The sequence below is a fragment of the Acidaminococcus sp. CAG:542 genome (genome assembly GCF_000437815.1).
Classification (GTDB): domain Bacteria; phylum Bacillota; class Negativicutes; order Acidaminococcales; family Acidaminococcaceae; genus Acidaminococcus.
On sequence record NZ_FR902095.1, the window covers coordinates 5,430 to 7,538 of the forward strand.

The 2,109-nt window shown below is 54.8% G+C and carries 2 protein-coding genes; both read right to left on the minus strand.

Translation table 11 applies throughout. The features are described from left to right. Positions 1–1,176: SPFH domain-containing protein (locus QVO43_RS08570; protein WP_288174818.1), on the minus strand; the 1,176-nt coding region annotated here is incomplete at its 3' end. Positions 1,177–1,244: 68 nt separating this feature from the next. Next, positions 1,245–2,109 (minus strand): hypothetical protein (locus QVO43_RS08575; RefSeq protein ID WP_288174820.1); only part of this gene is annotated, 865 nt, incomplete at its 5' end.

The following is a 2,109-nucleotide window of genomic DNA, read 5'->3' on the forward strand; positions in this document are numbered from 1 at the left end:
GTCCCAGGTCCCTGCCGGTTCCGGCTTTTTGGCGCCGCAGGCCATGCAGAACTTCCCGGTATTGCCCTTCTGGCCGCAGCTGCAGTCCCAGCCATTGGGAGCCGCCGCTCCTGGGGCAAACCCATTGGGCTGACGTGGTGCTTCTGCCGGCGGTGGGGCCGGCTGCTGGGCCGCCGCCTGGCCTGCCAGGGCCTGGAACATGTTCGCCCCGGCATTCCCTGCCATATTCATGCCCATGAACCCGAAGGCGGCTCCGGCGTTCTGGTTTCCTGCCGCTATCCTCATGGAATCGGTGCTGGAATCCACCACGGCCCCCATGGCTATCCGGGGATCGCTGCCCATGGTCATGCCCATCTGGACCTTCTGGATCTTTTCTTCATCCGCTTCATTGGCTTTGATATTGCTGATCCCGAAGGAAACGATTTCAATACCCCGGAGGTCCCGCCATTTTTTGCTCAGGACATCGTTGAGGGCTTCCGCCAGTTCAAAGGTATGGGCCATGATTTCCGTGTAGTCGATCCGCTGAGCGCTGAGCTGGGCAAAAGCCGGTGCCAGGGCCATGAGCAGTTCGCTTTTCATCTGGCTGTCCAGGGTTTCCCTGCGGTATTCGTCGAAATCGTTCCCGGCCACGTGGGTATAGAACAGGATGGGGTCCGTGATCCGGTAGCTGTATTCTCCGAAGCACCGGAGCCGGATGGTCAGCACCTGGCCAGTGGTGTCATCCTTCACCTTGAAGGGGATTTCGCTGGGAGTCCCGTATTTGTTCCCGATCAGTTCCTTGGTATTGAAATAGTATACCCGCTGATCCTTACCGGTATCCCCGCCGAAGGTGAACCGTTTCCCCATCTGTTTGAAGATTTCCTTCACATTGTCTTTCAGGTCTCCGGTAAAGATGGACGGTTCGGTGCTTTTGTCGTAGGTGTATTCCCCCGGTTCTGCACACAGATCCACCACCTTGCCGTTTTCCACTATCATCATGCACTGGCCGTTGTTCACAGCGATCCGGGATCCGTTGCTGATGATGTTGTCGTCGCCCTGGTTGGAGCTCCGGCTCCCGGTCCGTTTCTGGCCTTTCATCATCAGGATGTCCGGTGCCATCTGGCAGTAGAAAAACTCTTTCCATTGATCGGCCAGCACGCCGCCTACAGCGCCCATCCCTGCTTTGATCAGTCCCATAATTTACCTCTCTTTCTTCAATCCGTTCCTATTTTCCATATCTTCTACACTCTTCCCTCTTTTCTCCCCTACAGATCCATCCGGTACAGTTTGGCTTCGCCTTTCTCCCGGCTGATCCGGCGGTAGATCAGGATGGAATCGTTTTTCATGGGGGTGAGGATTTCCATGGTCAGTTTGGGTTCTGTCTTGAATTTCCCCAACAGCTTTCCATCCTTCTTGCGGTAAATCCAGTAGATGCCGCCTTCTTGTCCCAGCACCACCCGGTGCTCGGTGACCACGTACCCACGGCCTTCTTTGGTAAGAGGTCCCTCAAAGGACTGGATCAGCTGTCCGTCCTGCAGACTGTACTGCCGGACCACATTTTGATTTTCACCCTTGTCGTTTTTCATATACCCCATCAGGTATAATCCGTCCTTGTCCGCCCATTGTTTCTTGATGTTCAGTCCAGCCTTCCTTATCGCCTCTACGGTAAGGAGTTCCTTCCCCTTGGTAAGGGTCCCTTTGTCCAGGATCCCGGTCCAGTAGTCCCATTTTTGGGTAAAGACCACATCCTTCCCCTGATCGATGGGAATCAGAGTCGTGCCGGTGAAATCGGTGGGCACCATGGTCTTTCCGTCGTAATAATGCCAATAGGAAGCTTCATTTTTCTTTTCACGACTTTTATAATCCCCTTGTTTGTGCCAGTCATAGACAGTTCCGTTGGATACCACCAGTTTGTCCCGCCAGTAGGCCCGTTCATCCAGCACCTTCAGGTCACTGAGCGTCTCATCCTTGAAACTGACAGACCGGAGTTTGGTCCGGTATGTTTCGTCCTTGTTGTCGAAGCCGAAGAAGTAAATCCGGTCCCCGTCCACCGCCAGGGTGTCCGTCCACAGGATCTGGTCCTTGAAGGTCAGCCCGGTATATTCATAGATGTTCACCGTCCGGCCGTCT